This is a genomic window from Hydrogenophaga aromaticivorans, assembly GCF_013387465.1.
Taxonomy (GTDB): domain Bacteria; phylum Pseudomonadota; class Gammaproteobacteria; order Burkholderiales; family Burkholderiaceae_C; genus Hydrogenophaga; species Hydrogenophaga aromaticivorans.
Map to the genome: position 1 here is coordinate 277,632 of NZ_VYGV01000028.1, position 16,217 is coordinate 293,848.

Annotated in this window: 15 protein-coding genes, 1 tRNA gene and 1 pseudogene; 10 read left to right on the plus strand and 7 right to left on the minus strand. The window is 66.3% G+C overall.

Features of this window, described 5'->3' with window-relative positions:
* Positions 1-19: 19 nt before the first annotated feature.
* The 4 genes from F3K02_RS26550 to earP form a co-directional block, all read right to left on the minus strand.
* Positions 20-892 (minus strand): LOG family protein, encoded by an 873-nt coding sequence (locus tag F3K02_RS26550; protein WP_177139607.1) that lies wholly within the window; start codon positions 890-892, stop codon positions 20-22.
* A 62-nt stretch (positions 893-954) separates the two neighbouring features.
* Positions 955-1,833 carry an AEC family transporter gene (locus F3K02_RS26555; protein WP_177139610.1) on the minus strand — a complete coding sequence of 293 codons (879 nt, stop codon included), beginning with the start codon at positions 1,831-1,833 and terminating at the stop codon, positions 955-957.
* Between the two features lie 64 nt (positions 1,834-1,897).
* On the minus strand, positions 1,898-2,452 hold the full coding sequence (gene efp / locus F3K02_RS26560; RefSeq protein ID WP_077330302.1) for an elongation factor P: 555 nt from the start codon (positions 2,450-2,452) through the stop codon (positions 1,898-1,900).
* Positions 2,453-2,601: 149 nt separating this feature from the next.
* Positions 2,602-3,732, minus strand: a complete 1,131-nt coding sequence (earP, locus tag F3K02_RS26565) for an elongation factor P maturation arginine rhamnosyltransferase EarP (protein WP_177139612.1) — start codon at positions 3,730-3,732, stop codon at positions 2,602-2,604.
* A 62-nt stretch (positions 3,733-3,794) separates the two neighbouring features.
* Between earP and uvrC the strand changes: the two genes are divergently transcribed.
* On the plus strand, positions 3,795-5,846 hold the full coding sequence (gene uvrC, locus F3K02_RS26570; protein WP_177139614.1) for an excinuclease ABC subunit UvrC: 2,052 nt from the start codon (positions 3,795-3,797) through the stop codon (positions 5,844-5,846).
* Positions 5,847-5,866: 20 nt separating this feature from the next.
* Here the strand turns inward: uvrC and F3K02_RS26575 are convergent, their stop codons facing one another.
* Positions 5,867-7,567, minus strand: a complete 1,701-nt coding sequence (locus F3K02_RS26575; RefSeq protein ID WP_177139615.1) for an adenylate/guanylate cyclase domain-containing protein — start codon at positions 7,565-7,567, stop codon at positions 5,867-5,869.
* Positions 7,568-7,784: 217 nt separating this feature from the next.
* Between F3K02_RS26575 and pgsA the strand changes: the two genes are divergently transcribed.
* Both pgsA and F3K02_RS26585 read left to right on the plus strand, forming a co-directional pair.
* The gene (gene pgsA, locus F3K02_RS26580; protein WP_177139618.1) at positions 7,785-8,354 is read left to right on the plus strand and encodes a CDP-diacylglycerol--glycerol-3-phosphate 3-phosphatidyltransferase; all 570 of its coding nucleotides are present in this window, start codon (positions 7,785-7,787) and stop codon (positions 8,352-8,354) included.
* Positions 8,354-9,247 carry a DMT family transporter gene (locus tag F3K02_RS26585; RefSeq protein WP_177139620.1) on the plus strand — a complete coding sequence of 298 codons (894 nt, stop codon included), beginning with the start codon at positions 8,354-8,356 and terminating at the stop codon, positions 9,245-9,247. The genes pgsA and F3K02_RS26585 overlap by 1 nt, the downstream gene beginning before the upstream one ends.
* On the opposite strand, the gene F3K02_RS26590 is transcribed toward F3K02_RS26585, so the two are convergent.
* Complete coding sequence (locus F3K02_RS26590) at positions 9,204-10,172, minus strand: LysR family transcriptional regulator (protein ID WP_177139622.1); 969 nt, start codon at positions 10,170-10,172, stop codon at positions 9,204-9,206. The genes F3K02_RS26585 and F3K02_RS26590 overlap by 44 nt on opposite strands.
* A gap of 65 nt (positions 10,173-10,237) precedes the next feature.
* On the opposite strand from F3K02_RS26590, the gene F3K02_RS26595 reads away from it, so the two are divergent.
* From F3K02_RS26595 to F3K02_RS27830, 6 genes and pseudogenes are all read left to right on the plus strand, one after another.
* On the plus strand, positions 10,238-11,116 hold the full coding sequence (locus tag F3K02_RS26595) for an alpha/beta fold hydrolase (protein WP_177139624.1): 879 nt from the start codon (positions 10,238-10,240) through the stop codon (positions 11,114-11,116).
* A 16-nt stretch (positions 11,117-11,132) separates the two neighbouring features.
* Complete coding sequence (locus tag F3K02_RS26600; RefSeq protein WP_177139626.1) at positions 11,133-12,227, plus strand: tartrate dehydrogenase; 1,095 nt, start codon at positions 11,133-11,135, stop codon at positions 12,225-12,227.
* Between the two features lie 288 nt (positions 12,228-12,515).
* A complete protein-coding gene (locus tag F3K02_RS26605; protein WP_177139628.1) occupies positions 12,516-12,788 on the plus strand; it encodes an HU family DNA-binding protein in 273 nt (90 codons plus the stop codon).
* A gap of 23 nt (positions 12,789-12,811) precedes the next feature.
* Positions 12,812-12,887, plus strand: a tRNA-Val gene (locus F3K02_RS26610).
* A 114-nt stretch (positions 12,888-13,001) separates the two neighbouring features.
* A pseudogene (locus F3K02_RS26615) lies at positions 13,002-13,200 on the plus strand (ATP-binding protein); the annotation flags it as partial.
* A 46-nt stretch (positions 13,201-13,246) separates the two neighbouring features.
* Positions 13,247-13,504 (plus strand): LuxR C-terminal-related transcriptional regulator, encoded by a 258-nt coding sequence (locus tag F3K02_RS27830; protein WP_177139630.1) that lies wholly within the window; start codon positions 13,247-13,249, stop codon positions 13,502-13,504.
* Positions 13,505-13,578: 74 nt separating this feature from the next.
* Here F3K02_RS27830 and F3K02_RS26625 read toward each other — a convergent pair whose 3' ends face one another.
* The gene (locus F3K02_RS26625; protein WP_246309830.1) at positions 13,579-14,487 is read right to left on the minus strand and encodes a LysR family transcriptional regulator; all 909 of its coding nucleotides are present in this window, start codon (positions 14,485-14,487) and stop codon (positions 13,579-13,581) included.
* 77 nt (positions 14,488-14,564) lie between these two features.
* Here F3K02_RS26625 and mdlC point away from each other — a divergent pair, with 77 nt between their 5' ends.
* On the plus strand, positions 14,565-16,187 hold the full coding sequence (gene mdlC / locus F3K02_RS26630; protein ID WP_177139634.1) for a benzoylformate decarboxylase: 1,623 nt from the start codon (positions 14,565-14,567) through the stop codon (positions 16,185-16,187).
* The last annotated feature ends 30 nt before the right edge of the window (positions 16,188-16,217 follow it).

The window sequence follows — 16,217 nt, forward strand, 5'->3', positions numbered from 1 at the left end:
GCTTGGGCCGTCGACGTCTTCAGACTTGCGGCAAATCGTAGAAACGCATGATGTAGTCCCAGGCCGCCTGGGGGTCGTCCACGTACTCGAACAGCTTCAGGTCTTCGGCCGAAATCATGCCTTCTTCGACCAGCACGTCGAAGTTGATCAGGCGTTTCCAGTAGTCGCTGCCGAACAGCACGATCGGCACCGGCTTGGCCTTCTTGCACTGCACCAGCGTGATCACCTCGAACAGCTCGTCGAGCGTGCCAAAGCCGCCCGGGAACGCCACCAGCGCCTTGGCGCGCATCATGAAATGCATCTTGCGCAGCGCAAAGTAGTGGAACTTGAAGCTGAGTTCGGGCGTGATGTACTGGTTGCCCGACTGCTCGTGCGGCAGCGAGATGTTCAGGCCCACGTTGAGCGTGGCTTCGTCGTGCGCGCCGCGGTTGGCCGCCTCCATGATGCCGGGACCGCCACCGGTGCAGATGAAGAGCTGGTCTTCGCGCGGGCAGCGCTTGCTGTAGCGCGCCACGATGCGGGCGAATTCGCGCGCCTGGACGTAGTGGCGGGCGTTGCGCAACAAGGCGCGGGCCTTGGCAATCGCCTGTGGGTTGCCGCTGGCTTCGGCCGCGGCCAAGTGTTCCTGCGCAATGCCGGGTTCGCGCACGCGCGCGCTGCCAAAGACAACGATGGTGTTTTCTATGCCCAGTTCTCGCTGTGCGAGATCGGGTTTGAGCATTTCCAGCTGGAAGCGGATGCCGCGCGTTTCGCGGCGCAGCAGGAACTCGGGGTCGGCGAATGCCAGACGGTAGGCGTCGGCCTTCAGCGGGCGCCCTTTGTTGGAGTGCGACTGCAGCTCGGCCCAGGCGTCAGCCAGGCGGCGTTCGTTCAGGTCTTGGGTGGCTTCCATGCGGGGCTCCTTCGGTTGTTCGTTTCAGTGATTGTGTCCTGCAGCCTTGATCGCTCCGGCGCTCAGAGGCCCAGGGCCAGTGCCAGCGGCACGAAGACCACGGCCAGCGCATTGCCCAGCATGATCATGGCGGCCACCTTCTCGGGTTCCTGGTGGTAACGGTCGGCCAGCATGAACTGCATCACGGCTGGTGGCAAGGCCGCAAACAGCAGCAACTGGCCGCGCGCGGCACCTTCGATACCCAGCACCCAGGCCAGCGGGATGGCGATGACCAGGCCGATGAGCGGACGGGCCAGCGCACCAAGCAAACCGAGTGCCAGACCCGCGCGGGTGAGCGAGGTCAGGCGCACGCCGAGCGCGAACAGCATCATGGGGAGCAGGGCGTCCCCGAGCAGCTTGAGACCCGAGAGCAACACGTCGGGTGGGCGCACATCGGTCAGCGCACTCAGAAAGCCCAGCGCGGTGCCGATCATCAGCGGGCTGGTGAGCAGGTCGCGTGTGCGGGCCTGGCGGCTGGTGATGCGCGCACCGAGGGAAAAGTGGAACAGGTTGCTGACCGAGAACAGCGCCACCGCGGCGCCGAAGTTCGACGGACCAAACGCCAGCAGGGCCAGCGGCAGGCCCATGTTGCCGCAGTTGTTGAACATCACCACCGGCACCAGGGTGCGCGGCTGGGCACCGAATGCGCGGGCCAGCGGCCAGGCCAGCAGGCCGCCACCCAGGATCAGCACCGTGCCGCCGATCAGCAGCGGCACATGGTCGGCCAGGCGAAAGTCCTTGGCCGCGAGCGCCGAGTACACCAGCACGGGCGCCAGCACGTCCAGCGCAATGCGGTTGAACACCGTCAGGTCGGGCGGCTGGCGGCGCGCGTAACCGTAGCCGATGGCCACGATCAGGAACACCGGGATGATGACGTCGGCGATGCGGGCGATGAGGTCCATGTGGGCCTTGATGAAAGCGAAAAGGCTCCCGCAGGAGCCTTTTCAACGAGTCGTCAGATCAGAATCAGACGCGCTTGCGGTATTCGCCAGTGCGGGTGTCGATCTCGATCTTGTCGTCCTGGGCCACGAACAGCGGCACGGCGACTTCAAAGCCGGTGGCGATCTTGGCGGGCTTGAGCACCTTGCCGGACGTGTCGCCCTTGACGGCGGGTTCGGTCCAGGTGATCACACGCTCGACGCTGGTCGGCAGTTCGACCGAGATGGCCTTGCCGTCGTAGAACACCACTTCAACGGTCATGCCATCTTCAAGGTAGTTCAGGGCGTCGCCCATGTTTTCGGCTTCGACTTCGTACTGGTTGTATTCGCTGTCCATGCAGACGTACATGGGGTCGGCGAAGTAGGAGTAGGTGCACTCCTTCTTGTCCAGAATGATCTGGTCCATCTTGTCGTCGGCGCGGCAGACGACTTCGGTGGCCATGTTGTTCAACAGGGCCTTGAGCTTCAGGCGCACGGTGGCTGCACCGCGGCCGCCACGGGCGTATTCGGTTTTCAGGACGATCATCGGGTCCTTGCCGTGCATGATGACGTTGCCGGCGCGGAGTTCTTGAGCGATTTTCATAAGGTTTCCAACAGTTGGGCCGCGTGTTCCGTGCATGGGTGCAAACCCGGGAACTGTGCTGATAGGGGCGATCTGTGCGGCTAAGCAGATGGCGCTCAGGAAACGGCCGCCGGGGTCTGGTGGTCCAGTTTTCTGCAAAGCCCTGAATTTTATCGCTTTTCGGCAATGAAATCGAGCAACTGGCTGACCAGGTCGGGTTGGGCCAGCAGGCGCTCGCGTGCGGCCAGCAGACAAGGGCGCCAGCTGGCCACCTCGCGCCAGCCCGGCCAGACGCGTTGGGCGCTGGTCATGCCGTTCCAGAGGCGGTGAAACGCGCGCAGCGATTCGGGCGCCTGCAGCCAGTCCAGGAAGGCTTCCAGCTTGGCGTGGTGTGCGTTGTCGTGCTGCGGGTAGATGTGCCACACCAGCGGTTGTCCGGCCCACAGCGCGCGCACCAGCGAGTCCTCGCCGCGCACGAAATTGAGGTCGCAGGCCCAGAGCAGGTGGTCGTAGTCGCGCTGGGTCAGGCGCGCCAGGCGGTGCAGGGTGGCCTGGCCCGCGTCCAGCCCCTGCGCCTGGGCGGCGGTCACGGCATCGGCCGCGCGCCCGGCGGTGACCAGCCAGTCGCTGGCGCCGTCTTGACCGGCCTGTTGCAGCAGCGCGGGCAGGGCGGCGGGTTCGTAGCAGAAAAGGCTGGCGCGCGGCTGGTCGGTGCGGGGCAGGTCGTGCGCAGCGAGCCATGCGCCGGCGTTGAAGGCGGCTTGCCGCTCGGGCAGGTCCTGCTCCCGCAGCAGGCCGCCGGTGGCGGCCGTGAAACCGGGGTAGAAGAACCACTTGCCCACGCCGCGCAGCGGCCCGTCAGACACCAGCGAGGGCAGCCGGTGGGAGCGCTCCACGTAGGGCTCGGCGCTCAGGTATTCGAGGTTGATCCACACCGGCGCCGGGCCACCAGCGGCGATGGCAGCCGCCCGGTGTTCCAGGGCTTCGGGCGGCGGGCGGCAGCCGAAGGTTTCGATCCAGACGTCGGCTGGCGCCAGCCCTCCCAGCAGGCCCGGCGCCAGCGGCTCGGTCCACGGCAGCACCCGCACGCCCTCGATGCGGCCTTCCAGCGCACCGGGGACCATCCAGCGCAGGTCCTCCGGCGCGTCGATCCACAGCCGCACGGTGTGCCCGCGTGCGGCCAGGCCGGCGCAGAAGCGCCAGCAGACGCCGATGTCGCCGAGGTTGTCGATGACCTGGCAGAAGATGTCCCAGCGCAAGGGGGTGTCCGGATTGGGTGGGGAAGGATCGTTGGTCGACATGGGTGTGATCTTGCCACCGACCAGCGCTGCAGGCGGCTGGTGCGCCGTTCACAATACCGCCCATGTCCCGTCCCGAATCCGAATCCGAAGCACCGCATTCCGAACAACTGCTGAGCGAAGTCGCGGCCCTGCCGGGCCTGCCGGGGGTCTACCGCTACTTTGACGCCCAAGGTCAGTTGCTCTATGTGGGCAAGGCGCGCAACCTGAAGAAGCGCGTCAGCAGCTATTTCCAGAAGAACCACGACGGCACGCGCATCGGCCACATGGTGAGCAAGATCGTGCGCATGGAGACCACGGTGGTGCGCTCCGAGGCCGAGGCGCTGCTGCTGGAAAACAACCTCATCAAGACGCTGGCGCCGAAGTTCAACATCCTGTTCCGGGACGACAAGAGTTATCCCTACCTCAAGATCACCGGCACGCGCGAAACCTTCCGCACCGCGGGCGCACGGCCGGTGCCCTCCATCGTGTTCCCGCGCATGGCGTACTACCGCGGCGTGGTGGACAAGCGCCACAGCTATTACGGTCCGTACCCCAGCGCCTGGGCGGTGAAGGAGTCGATCACGCTGCTGCAGAAAGTGTTCCGCCTGCGCACCTGCGAAGACACCGTGTTCGCCAACCGCACGCGGCCCTGCCTGCTGTACCAGATCAAGCGCTGCAGCGGCCCCTGCGTGGACCTGGTGGACAGCGAGGCCTATGGCCGCGATGTGGCCGCGGCGGAACGCTTCCTGCGCGGCGAAACCCAGGCCGTGCTGGACGAGCTGGAGGCGCGCATGATGGCGCACGCCGAAAAGCTCGAATTCGAGCAGGCGGCCGAGATCCGCAACCAGATGAGCGCGCTGTCCAAGGTGTTGCACCAGCAGGCGGTGGACAACGTGTCCGACAAGGACGTGGACGTGCTCGCCGTGAAAGTGCAGGGCGGGCGCGCCTGCGTGAACCTGGCCATGATCCGCGGTGGCCGTCATCTCGGCGACCGGCCGTATTTCCCGGCCCATGTGGAAGACGCCACCCAGATCGACAGCCTGATGGCGGAAGAGGGCAGTCACAGCGCCGACCCGGTCGAGCGCGTGGCGGTGCAGGTGCTCGAAGCCTTCATCGCCCAGCACTACCTGGGCATTGCGATGCCGCACACCCTGGTGACCAGCCATCCGGTGGGCAAACCGCTGCTGGACGCGCTGACCGAGCAGATCGGCGCCAAGATCAACGCCGTGCACCAGCCGCGCGAGCACCGCCGCATCTGGCTGGAGATGGCGCAGAAGAACGCCGACATCGCGCTCGCCCGCCTGCTCGCCGAAGAGGGCTCGCAGCAGGCCCGCACGCGCGCGCTGGCCGAGGCGCTGGCGCTGCCGGACGACAACCTGGACGAGCTGCGCATCGAGTGTTTCGACATTTCGCACACGGCGGGTGAATCCACCCAGGCGTCTTGCGTGGTGTTCGAGGCCCACAAGATGCAGAACGCGCAGTACCGGCGCTACAACATCGACGGCATCACGCCCGGCGACGACTACGCCGCCATGCGGCAGGTGCTGCTGCGTCGCTACGGCAAGATCGCCGAGGCGCTGCGTGCGGAATCCGAAGAAACGGCTGCGCCCGCCGAGACGACGGATGCTTCGGAGCCCGCAGCCGAAGGCGCCACCGACGCCACCTCCGGCCTGCCCACCGGGCCACGCATGCCCGACCTGGTGCTGATCGATGGCGGCAAGGGCCAGGTCAGCATGGCGCGCGAAGTGTTCCAGCAGCTCGGGCTGGACCTGTCGCTCATCGTGGGTGTGGAAAAAGGCGAGGGTCGCAAGGTGGGACTCGAAGAGCTGGTGTTCGCCGACGGCCGCGAAAAGGTCTACCTGGGCCACGATTCGGCGGCGCTGATGCTGGTTGCCCAGATCCGCGACGAGGCGCACCGCTTCGCCATCACCGGCATGCGCGCCCAGCGCGCCAAGGTGCGCACCGGCGGCAGCCGGCTCGAAGACATCCCGGGCGTGGGGCCGAAGAAGCGGGCGCGCCTGCTGCAACGGTTTGGCGGTGTGCGCGGCGTGGCCTCGGCCAGCGTGGACGACCTCTGCACGGTCGAAGGCATTTCCACCGAACTGGCCGACGCGATCTACCGCGCACTGCACTGACGCTGCGCGAAGGCGGCGCTTTATTTGCTCGTGAGCACGAAACTGCCGTCCCAGTCGGCCGCGGGTGGCTGGATCATGAACCGCCGGCAGCGGTCGAGCAGGACCCGGGACGGTGGGTCGGCGAGGTCACCGCTCAGGTTGGCTTCCAGCAGCGCTGCGGCCCGCGCGAACTCGCGGCAGCCGTAGTGTCCGAACGCGGCTTCGTACCTGCGCGCGATGGCCTCCAGCCCGGCCGGCAGCTGGCCGTGTTCACCGAGCAGCTCGTAGACCCGGATCGGCACGGTCTTGCCGTAGGCGATCACCTGGTCCACCAGGCGGGTGGCGAACACGGTGTGGACCTGCTGGAAGGTGTTTTCCGACAGCAGGATGGACGTGCCGTAGAACTTGTTCGCGGCTTCCAGCCGGCTCACCAGATTGACCTGATCACCGATGATGGTGTAGCTCATGCGGTCGACCGAGCCGATGTTGCCCACGATCGCTTCACCCGTGTTGATGCCGATGCGCGTCCTGAACGCCACGTTCCGCCCTTCGGCGGCCCACTTCCGGTTCAGCGCGGCGGTCTGCGTCTGGCTGTCGATCGCCGCCCGGCAGGCGCGCAGCGCGTGGTCCGCCGTGGGCTCCGGCGCGTTCCAGAACGCCAGGATCGCGTCGCCGATGTACTGGTCCACCGTGGCACCGGTTTCGAGCAGGCTGCCCGTCACGGCGGTCAGGTACTCGCCCAGGTGGTGCACCAGATCGGCCGGTGCGAGGCGTTCGGCCATGGCGGTGAACCCTTCCACATCCGACATGAAAATCGTCAGGTCCTGTTGTGTGCCGCCCAGCTCGGCATCCACACCCCGGGCCATCAGCCGGCGCACCAGGTCGGCGGGCACGTATTTCTGGAACGAGCGCAGGCCCGACTTCATGTTCTCCAGCTGCTGCACCATGCCGTTGATTTCAATGATGCGGGAGCGGATGGTCGGCGCGCTGTCGAGATCGAACTGCTTGACCTTCATCATCTCGGCTTCGAGCTGCGACAAGGGGCGGCGCAGGCGCTGGGCGATGACGTAGGCCACGGGCATGAAGAGCAGGATCAACGCAGCGCACACCGCCCAGATCACGATCTGGTGCCGCCGTTCGTGTGCCAGGACGCGGTGCGCGGAGATGTCCATGCCGAGCACCGCGTCGAGGCGTCCATCGGGCAGGTACAGGGGGGCAAAAGCCGACATCCAGGTGCCCCAGGCGTCGGTGTAGAACCGGGCCGTCACAAAAGACGCGGGTGAACCGGGGCGGGCCGCGAACGCACTGAGCAGCTCCGGCGCGACGTCGGTGTAGACACCACCCAGGGGGCTGAATGCCGCGGGGTCCTCTTCGCCGTCGACCACGAACACGACCTGTCCGTCGGGCCGCTGGCGCATGGTGTAGACAAACCGGATGTGCGTGCCGCGATCGCGGATATCACGCAATTGCTGGCGCAGCGCCGTGTACGCCGGGCTGTCCTGATCGGCCGCCTGCTGCAAGCGGTGGTGCGCCGGCACATCGATCTGGCTGGCGGCGACGGCCGCCAGGTCGGCCAGCCGCAGCCGGAATTCGTCGTTCACGAAGCCCCCCACCAGATGGGTCGTGGCGGCGCTGATGATCAACCCGACCAGCAGCGTGACGCCGGCGAAGGCGGCCACCAGCGTGAAACGCAGGGTGTAGTGGCGCGGGCCCGCAACGCGGTCTGGCTCGTGGCTGCTCATGGAAAACCGGTGGGCTGGTGGAAAGGCTTTTGCAGGAAAAACTGCGTGGATCACGGGGTCCCCGGGATCGGGGGGGCGGTGGTGAAACCGTGGTCTGGTTTTTGCCGGTGTTTGAAGCAGTGTACAAATGTAACCATTGCCGGCCTTGACCCTTCACGGCAGGCGCTGGCCAGCCGGTCTTTTTCGGGCGGCCCGGACATCCCTCCATAATCCCTCCATGTTTTTCAACCTTCCCACCTTGCTGACCTGGGCGCGCATCGTCGCCATCCCGCTGATCATTGGGGTGTTCTATCTGGAAGGCATGAGTGCCAAAGAACAGAACCTGATCGCGACGGTGATGTTCGTGGTGTTTGCCGCCACCGACTGGGCCGACGGCTACCTGGCCCGCCGGCTCAACCAGACCTCGGCTTTTGGCGCATTCCTCGACCCGGTGGCCGACAAGTTCCTGGTCTGTGCCAGCCTGCTGGTGCTGGTGCATCTGGAACGCGCCGACGTGTTCGTGGCCCTCATCATCATCGGCCGCGAGATCGCCATTTCATCGCTGCGCGAATGGATGGCCATCATCGGCGCCACCAAGAGCGTGGCGGTGCACATGGTGGGCAAACTCAAGACGGCGGTGCAGATGACCGCGATCCCTTTCCTGCTGTTCAACGGCCAGCTGTTCGGCGTGATCGACACCCACCTGTGGGGCACCTGGCTGATCTGGATCTCGGCGGTGTTGACGATCTGGTCCATGGTGTATTACCTGCAGAAGGCCTTGCCCGAAATCCGGGCCCGCTCGCGCTGATGACGCCAGCGACCCGAGACAACGCATGGCTGCGCGCCATGCCCTGGGTGTTTGTGCTGATCTGGAGCACGGGCTTCATCGTCGCGCGCTACGGCATGCCGCACGCACCGCCCATGAAATTCCTGGCGGTGCGCTACGCACTGTCCATCCTCTGTTTCCTGCCCTGGATCGTGCTCGCCGGTGTGAAGTGGCCGTCCGACCGACGCCAGGCTTTGCATCTGGCGGTGACCGGTGTGCTGATGCACGCGGGCTACCTGGGCGGCGTCTGGGCCGCGGTGAAGGCTGGCATGGGTTCGGGCCTGTCGTCGCTGATCGTCGGCATCCAGCCGGTGCTCACCGCGATCTGGCTCACCAGCGTGGGCGGGCAACATGTGTCGCGCCGCCAGTGGGTCGGCCTGCTGCTGGGCTTTGCCGGACTGGTGCTGGTGGTCTCGCGCAAGTTCGGCGCCGGTGGGCCGGGCGACCAGGCCACCTGGCTCAACCTCTCGTTCGCCGTGATGGCACTGTTCGCCATCACCGCCGGCACGCTCTACCAGAAGCGATTCGTGATGCCCTGCGACGTGCGCAGCGCGAACACCGTGCAGCTGTTGGCGGCGCTGCTGGTCACGTTGCCGCTGGCGCTGATGGAAGCCGAGACCATGCGCTGGAACGCCGAACTGGCCGGTGCCATGGCCTGGTCGGTGCTGGGGCTGACGCTGGGCGGCAGCTCGTTGCTGTACATGCTGATCCAGCGCGGTGCTGCGGCCTCGGTCACCAGCCTGATGTACCTGGTGCCACCGTGCACGGCGCTGATCGCCTGGCAGCTGTTTGCCGAGCCGATCACCGCCGTGACGCTGGCGGGCACCGCGCTCACCGCTTTCGGCGTGAGCCTGGTGGTGCGGCCGGCGCGCTGAGCCTGCGCCACGGTTCGTCCTTGAACCGATCGGCGAGAAAGTCCACCAGCAAGCGGATGCGCCGCGGCACCTGCGCGCGGTAGGGCGCGAGCCAGTGGATGTCGGCGTCGGGCATGGCGTGGTCGCGCAGCACCCGCACCAGCGCACCGCTTTCCAGCTGCGGCGCGATGTCCCACAGACTGCGCAGCATGATGCCGTGACCGGCCAGGCACCAGTCGCGCACCATCTCGCCCGAGTTGCTGGAGAGCGGTCCGCGCACCGGCGTGTGCTGCACCTCGGGCTCGCCCTCGCGCTGCAACCGCCAGTGGTCAAAACGTTGTCCCGGTCCACCACCGTTTTCGCGCACCACCAGGCAGGCGTGGGCCGCCAGGTCGGTCAGCGAACGCGGTTCGCCATGGGCCTGCAGGTAGGCGGGGGCTGCCACCAGCACCCGCTGGTTGGCGGCGAGCCGGCGCGACACCCATTCGGCCGCGCGGTGCCCCGGGGCGTTCCACAGCCAGATGGCGCCATCAAAACCGTCCACCGCCAGATCGGGCAGCTGTTCGGTCAGCTGCAGCTGGACCGCCACCGCCGGGTGCCGGGCCTGGAAGTCGGCCAGCGCCGGACCCAGCCACAGGCGGCCAAAACCGAAAGTGGCGGCGAGCCGGATCGGCCCGGCCGGTTCGGTCTGGCGCTCGCGCAGCTCGGCTTCCAGTGCGTCGAACCCGCGCAGCAGCTCGCTGGCGCGCTCACACAGGGTTTCGCCTTCGGCTGTGGGGCTGACGCGGCGGGTGGTGCGCTGGAACAGGCGCAGACCGAGCCGGGCCTCCAGCGCGGCCAGGCGTTTGGTCACGGCCGAGGGCGCCACCCGCAGCGCCCGCGCGGCCATCACCAGGCTGCCGTGCTGGCGCACCGCGAGCACCAGTTCGAGATCGGGACGGTCCAATTGTTTCCTTTTAAGAATTAATCAATTGCCGGATTATTGCTGCATGGCGGACTAAGCTTGGGACCATGTTCACAAGTTTTCAGACCCGCACAGTGCTCCGCGAAGGCGTTCGCCTGCACACGCGCGTGGCCGGCGAGGGTCCACCGCTGCTGTTGCTGCACGGCCATCCGCAGACCCAGGCCATGTGGCACCGGGTGGCGCCCGCGCTGACCGAACGTTTCACCGTGGTGCTGATGGACCTGCGCGGTTATGGCGACTCGTCCCGCCCTGCAGCTGACCCAGCGCACACCGCGCACAGCAAGCGCGAGATGGCGCTCGACGCACTGGCCGTGATGGCGCAGCACGGCTTCGACCGTTTCGGCGTGCTGGCGCACGACCGCGGTGCCCGCGTGGTCCACCGGCTGGCGGCCGACCACCCGCAGGCGGTGCAGCGCCTGATGCTGCTCGACATCGCGCCCACGCTGGCCATGTACGCGCAGACCTCGGAGGACTTCGCGCGTGCCTACTGGCACTGGTTCTTCCTGATCCAGCCGCCGCCGTTGCCCGAAGCCCTGATCGAGTCTGACCCTGAGCGCTACGTGCGCAGCGTGATGGGCAGCCGGCACGCGGGCCTGGCGCCGTTCGATCCGGTGGCGCTCGCCGAATACCAGCGCTGCGCCGCGCTGCCCGGCACCGCCATGTCGATTTGCGAGGACTACCGCGCCAGTGCGGGCATCGACCTGGAACACGACCGCGCGGACGTGACCGCGGGCCGTCGCCTGGCGCAGCCGCTGCGCGTGTTCTGGGGCGAACACGGCACGGTGGGGCGCTGCTTCGACGTGCTCTCGCTCTGGCGCGAGCGCGCCGACCAGGTGTCGGGCCGGGCCCTGCCGTGCGGTCACTACATCGCCGAGGAGCTGCCCGAGCGGGTGGTCGCCGAAGCCTTCGATTTTTTCACCCCTTGACCCTCAGGAGACACCCATGAGCACCACCCACCGCATCGCGGTCATCGCCGGCGACGGTATCGGCAACGAAGTCATGCCCGAAGGCATCCGCGTGATGGAAGCCGCGGCCTCGAAATTCAACATCCCGCTGCAGTTTGACCACTTCGATTTTTCGAGCTGCGACTATTTCGAGAAGCACGGCCAGATGCTGCCCGACGACTGGAAGGAACAGATCGGTGGTCACGACGCGATCTACTTCGGCGCCGTGGGCTGGCCCGACAAGGTGCCCGACCACGTTTCGCTCTGGGGCTCGCTGCTGATGTTCCGCCGCGAGTTCGACCAGTATGTCAACATCCGTCCCGCCCGGTTGATGCCCGGCGTGACCGCGCCGGTGGTGCGCCGCGACGGCAGCCCGCGCCAGCCGGGCGAGATCGACATGGTGATCGTGCGCGAGAACACCGAGGGCGAATACTCCAGCATTGGCGGGCGCATGTACGCCGGCACCGAGCGCGAGATCGTGGTGCAGGAAACGGTGATGTCCCGCATCGGTGTGGACCGCGTGCTGCGCCACGCCTTCGAAGTGGCGCGTTCGCGGCCGAAGAAGCACCTGACCAGCGCGACCAAGTCCAACGGCATCGCGATCACCATGCCCTACTGGGACGAGCGCGTGGTCGAGATGGCCAAACAGTACCCGGACGTGAAGGTCGACAAGTTCCACATCGACATCCTCACCGCGCACTTCGTGCAGCGCCCCGACTTCTTCGACGTGGTGGTGGGCAGCAACCTGTTTGGTGACATCCTGAGCGATCTGGGTCCGGCCTGCACCGGCACCATCGGCATCGCGCCCAGTGCCAACCTCAACCCGACGCGCCAGCACCCTTCGCTGTTCGAACCGGTGCACGGCTCGGCGCCCGACATCGCCGGCAAAGGAATCGCCAACCCGATTGGACAGATCTGGTGCGGCGCCATGATGCTCGACCACCTGGGCTACCGCGCGGCACACGACGCGGTGATGCAGGCCATTGAAGCGGTGTTGCAGCCCGGCAGCGGGGGGCCGCGCACACCCGATCTGGGGGGCTCCGCGAGCACCGCCGATGTGGGGCGAGCGATCGAAAACGCGCTGCGCGGTTGAAACGGTGTGTGACCGTTCCGGCATGCGTGCCAAATTTCTCGAACGAACCGATTGACCTCTGACAAAGCGCATAGAATCTGCGCTTTCGTTCAGCTGGCCGCCGCTCGCGCAGGCTGATGTGTTGACAGGGAACTTGACCCATGGGTCTAATCCACGGGCACCGGTCGGACCTCGTTGCCCGGCCATTGCGAACACGAGCGATACGGTCAGTGCGTCGTCAGACAGGCTTCTGAACAGGGCGGCTGAACGGTCCACAAGAAATTTCAATCACTTCAAGAGGGGCTATTTGTGAACAAAACAGAACTCGTCGAACACATCGCCAAGCACGCCGATATTTCCAAGGCGGCTGCCACGCGTGCACTGGACTCCACCATCACCGCCATCCGCACCACCCTGAAGAAGGGCGGCACTGTTTCGCTGGTGGGCTTCGGTTCGTTTGCCGTGACCAAGCGTCCAGCGCGCAAGGGCCGCAACCCGCGCACCGGCGAAGAGATCAAGATCAAGTCCGCCAAGGTGCCGAAGTTCCGTCCGGGCAAAGCATTGAAGGACGCGCTGAACTGAAGCGCCATCCCGGTTTTCCGGTGGGGTGCTTAGCTCAGTTGGCAGAGCGGCGCCTTTACACGGCGTAGGTCGGCGGTTCGACCCCGTCAGCACCCACCAAAAAAACTCAGATAGAAAAGGGCTTGGAATAATCCAAGCCCTTTTTTCTTGCCCGAAAGCCAACCCAAACAGACGCCAAAAGACGCTTCAACCAACCAGGCTATTCGCGCCAGAAAACGCGCTGAGCTGCCCAAGGACTGGGTGGCGCCGGACCTGCTGGTGCTCGACGACCTGTTCCTGGCCCGGCGCATCAGTGAACACGCCGCTGAGGTCCTGCAGGCCCAAGTTGCGCCGCTCGGTGGTGGTCACCTCCAACCGCGTGGTGCAGGACTGGGGCCGGTACCTCGGCGACGCCACCATGGCAGCCACCATCTAGGACCGCTTCATGCGCCGCTGCGCGATGCTGGAGTTTGAGGCCGGTGGCCCAGCCCGCTCGGCAGGAGCACCTGGTGGACCTTCTGAGGCGCAAGACATCACTGAGCCTGAGTGAGGCCCAGGTGGCATCTCTGGTCATGATGGGGTGCCCTGACAAGCAGATTGCGAAGGAAATGGGCGTGGGGTTTCCGACTGTCCGTTTCCACGTCTCCAATGCATTCAGGAAGCTGCACGTCGAGAACCGAACGCAGCTGGCGGCCCGTATCCAGGGGCTGTGCGTGGACACCGTCGAGGTGCATTGAACGGGGCGTTCCGTTGCCAGGGCACTCACGTCGAGCGAAGTGGCCCTTTGCACCTGGTCATGGGCCTGCAGCGCCTACTGCTTGAACAGCTCGATCACCAGCGCCCGTGCCCAGCGCAGAAAGGGGTCGTGCTCGTGCCGCCGTCCCCAGTGCAGTGACACCGTGAAGTCCTGTTGTGGCAGGTCGGCGTCCAGCAGGAGAAATTCCTCGCGCGGCTCGAACTCCTGGGCAATCGCCTTGGGGATTACCACCGCCAGATCGGTTGAGCGCACGATCGCGGGCAAGGCCAGAAAGCTCGATACCCGCAGCCGGATGCGCTCTTCGAGCTGCAGCACGCTCAGGATGCGTTGAGTCTCGCTGTGGGAACGCACCGTGACGAAGTCGAATCGGCTCAGCGCGCGGGTGGAGAGGCCGCTTCTTCCCCGTCCACGGATCAGCGGGTGTCCCGCCTTGACCATCAGTGCATAGCGGTCCTTGAGCAATTCGATCTTCTGCGTCCCCTGGGTCTGCGGCAGGAAGCCGATGGCCAGGTGCAGATCGCCGTTGTGCAGGGCTTCGGCGATGTCCTTCTGAGGCCAGGGACTGGCCAGGACCTTGATGCCTGGTGCCCGGGATTGAAGTGTCTGCACCAGCCGGGGCAGGAAACGCATCTCGCCGATGTCGGTGAGGTGAAGCTTGAGCTCGGCCCGGCTGGTCTGCGGGTGAAACGCGTCGGGCTCGCGCACGCCCTCATCAAGCAGGGCCAGCCCGCCCTGTACCGACCGGGCCAGACGGTCCGCGCGTTCGGTCGGCTTCACCCCACCGGCCGTGCGCTCGAACAACGGGTCCCGCAGTTCGATGCGCAGCCGGCTCAGTGCCTGGCTGCAGGCGGGCTGGGACATGCCCAGACGATCAGCGGCATTGCTGATGCTGCGGGCCGCATAGATGGCGTCGAAGACACGGAGCAGGTTCAGGTCCATCGTCAAATTATAAGAATCAGGCATGTCACTTAGTAGGCTCATCTAATTGGCGAATTGGGGCCGGGCGCACACACTGCGAGCGTTTTCAGACGAGGAAGCCCATGAAGCGCAAGACCGCAGCAGAGACAGACCAGCAAGCCCGGCGACCCACCGTGCGGGAGGCCGTGCACCAGTGGATGCGTGACGTCGGCATCGATACCGTGTTCGGCAACCCGGGTTCGACCGAGCTGCCGATGTTCCGTGACTTCCCCGAAGACTTTCGCTATGTCCTGGGTCTGCAGGAATCGGTCGTCGTGGGCATGGCCGACGGCTACGCCCAGACCACCCGCAACGCGGCGCTGGTGAACCTGCATTCGGCGGCGGGGGTGGGGCATGCGATGGGCAACATCTTCACCGCCTTCAAGAACCAGACCCCACTGGTCGTCACGGCCGGGCAGCAGGCGCGCTCGATCCTGCCGTTCGACCCGTTCCTGTTTGCGGCGCAGGCCACCGACCTGCCCAAGCCCTACGTCAAGTGGGCCTGTGAGCCGGCGCGTGCCGAGGACGTGCCGCTGGCGCTGGCCCGGGCCTACCACCTGGCCATGCAACCGCCCTGCGGACCGGTGTTCGTGTCGATTCCGGCTGACGACTGGGACAAGCCCAGCGCCTGGGTGCCGCCCCGCACCGTGACCCGCTCCATCGCGCCGGACCCGGTGGCCATCCGTGCCGTGGCCAAGGCCCTGGACAAGGCCAAACGCCCGGCCATCGTGGCGGGCACAGGTGTGGACCGCGATGGCGCGGTGAATCTGCTGGTGACCCTGGCCGAGCAGCACCGGGCCGCGGTCTACACCGCACCCATGAGTGCACGCTGCGGTTTTCCCGAGAACCACGACCTGTTCGGTGGTTTTCTGCCGGCCATGCGCGAGCGCATCGTGGCGACCCTGGCCGAGTACGACCTGGTGCTGGTGCTCGGGGCGCCCGCGTTCTCCTACCACGTGGAAGGGGAGGGGCCGCATGTGCCCGAGGGCACGGCCCTGTGGCAGATCGTGGACGACCCGCACACGGCGGCCTGGACGCCTGGTGGCAACAGTGTCGTCGCGAGTCTGGATCTGGCCATTGCGGCCCTGATCGACGGCACCAAGACCGTCAAGCGGCGGGCTCCACCCCGGCGCCAGCGGGCCAGCCCGGAAGAGGCCGGTCAGCCGATGAGCGTGGCCTACGTCCTGCAGACGCTGCACGGAGTGCGGGGTGATCAGGATGTGGTGGTCGAAGAAGCGCCCGGTTCGCGTGGCGTGATGCAGCAGAACCTGCCCATGAACGGCGCGGACAGCTTCTACACCATGGCCAGCGGTGGCCTGGGCTACGGCATGCCGGCGGCGGTCGGTGTCGCGCTGGGTCGCCAACGCAAGCGGCTCAAGGGCCGCACGATCGCACTCATGGGTGATGGATCGAGCATGTATTCGATCCAGGCGCTGTACGCCGCTTCGCAACTGGGGTTGCCGATCACCTTCGTCATCCTGAACAACCGGCGCTACGCCGCGCTGCAGGACTTTGCGCCGGTGTTCGGTTACGCCAAGGGGGAAAAGCCCGCGGGCACCGATCTGCCCCACCTCGACTTCGTGTCGCTGGCCAACGGGCAGGGCGTACCGGCCAGTCGGGTCGAACGACCGGAGCAACTGAGAAAGAGCCTGGAGACCGCCCTGGCGGCCAAGGGGCCCTATCTCGTTGAACTGGTCGTCAGTTGATCACCGCCTCTTACAACCAATCACCTTCCA

Excerpts from the sequence above, each read along its gene's own strand:
- efp (WP_077330302.1), bottom strand. The coding sequence starts at position 2,452 with ATGAAAATCGCTCAAGAACTCCGCGCCGGCAACGTCATCATGCACGGC.
- pgsA (WP_177139618.1), top strand. The coding sequence starts at position 7,785 with ATGTTTTTCAACCTTCCCACCTTGCTGACCTGGGCGCGCATCGTCGCC.
- uvrC (WP_177139614.1), top strand. The coding sequence starts at position 3,795 with ATGTCCCGTCCCGAATCCGAATCCGAAGCACCGCATTCCGAACAACTG.
- earP (WP_177139612.1), bottom strand. The coding sequence starts at position 3,732 with ATGTCGACCAACGATCCTTCCCCACCCAATCCGGACACCCCCTTGCGC.
- F3K02_RS26600 (WP_177139626.1), top strand. The coding sequence starts at position 11,133 with ATGAGCACCACCCACCGCATCGCGGTCATCGCCGGCGACGGTATCGGC.
- F3K02_RS26585 (WP_177139620.1), top strand. The coding sequence starts at position 8,354 with ATGACGCCAGCGACCCGAGACAACGCATGGCTGCGCGCCATGCCCTGG.
- F3K02_RS26555 (WP_177139610.1), bottom strand. The coding sequence starts at position 1,833 with ATGGACCTCATCGCCCGCATCGCCGACGTCATCATCCCGGTGTTCCTG.
- F3K02_RS26575 (WP_177139615.1), bottom strand. The coding sequence starts at position 7,567 with ATGAGCAGCCACGAGCCAGACCGCGTTGCGGGCCCGCGCCACTACACC.
- F3K02_RS26550 (WP_177139607.1), bottom strand. The coding sequence starts at position 892 with ATGGAAGCCACCCAAGACCTGAACGAACGCCGCCTGGCTGACGCCTGG.
- F3K02_RS26595 (WP_177139624.1), top strand. The coding sequence starts at position 10,238 with ATGTTCACAAGTTTTCAGACCCGCACAGTGCTCCGCGAAGGCGTTCGC.
- mdlC (WP_177139634.1), top strand. The coding sequence starts at position 14,565 with ATGAAGCGCAAGACCGCAGCAGAGACAGACCAGCAAGCCCGGCGACCC.
- F3K02_RS26625 (WP_246309830.1), bottom strand. The coding sequence starts at position 14,487 with ATGCCTGATTCTTATAATTTGACGATGGACCTGAACCTGCTCCGTGTC.